The sequence below is a fragment of the Psychrobacter pasteurii genome, assembly GCF_900162815.1.
Classification (GTDB): domain Bacteria; phylum Pseudomonadota; class Gammaproteobacteria; order Pseudomonadales; family Moraxellaceae; genus Psychrobacter; species Psychrobacter pasteurii.
Genome location: NZ_FUGD01000196.1, coordinates 1 through 577 on the forward strand (window position 1 = coordinate 1; position 577 = coordinate 577).

Here is a 577-nt window from a genome sequence, read left to right on the forward strand (position 1 = left end):
AGCCATCAAAGAACACAAGACCCTCAACGAGTTAACCGCAGAATATGGGGTTCATGCAACCCAAATCAGCAACTGGAAAAAGCAGGCTTTGGCAGTTATTCCTACTGCATTCAATACCAAACAGCAAGCCAACGAACAAGCCCAGCAAGCTATTATCGATGAATTACATAGGCAACTAGGGCAAGTCGTCAGCGAAAGAGACTGGCTTAAAAAAAAGTCCTCACAGCTACCCTGAGCACTCGTAAATAACTGCTAGAACCTGACAACAAGGATTTTAGTGTTCGTAAGCAATGTGAATTACTCGGTATCAACCGCTCAAGTCTGTACTATCAGGCACAGCCCATCAGCGAGCTTGATATTACCCTGATGAACTTGCTTGACCAGCAGTACATCAAGACCCCATTTTATGGGGTTAAACGCATGACAGCGTATTTTAGGCAACTAGGCTATCAAGTGGGAGAAAAGCGAATTAGGCGCCTACTACGGCAAATGGGGCTAGACGCTATTTATCAGCATCCTAACACGAGTAAGCCTAACTCTGAGCATCAAGTTTACCCGTACTTGCTTAGGCATGTAC

At 45.1% G+C, this 577-nt stretch carries 1 pseudogene; it reads left to right on the forward strand.

Features of this window, described 5'->3' with window-relative positions:
* Nucleotides 1-577 (forward strand): annotated as a pseudogene (locus tag A1232T_RS13650) (IS3 family transposase); the annotation flags it as partial.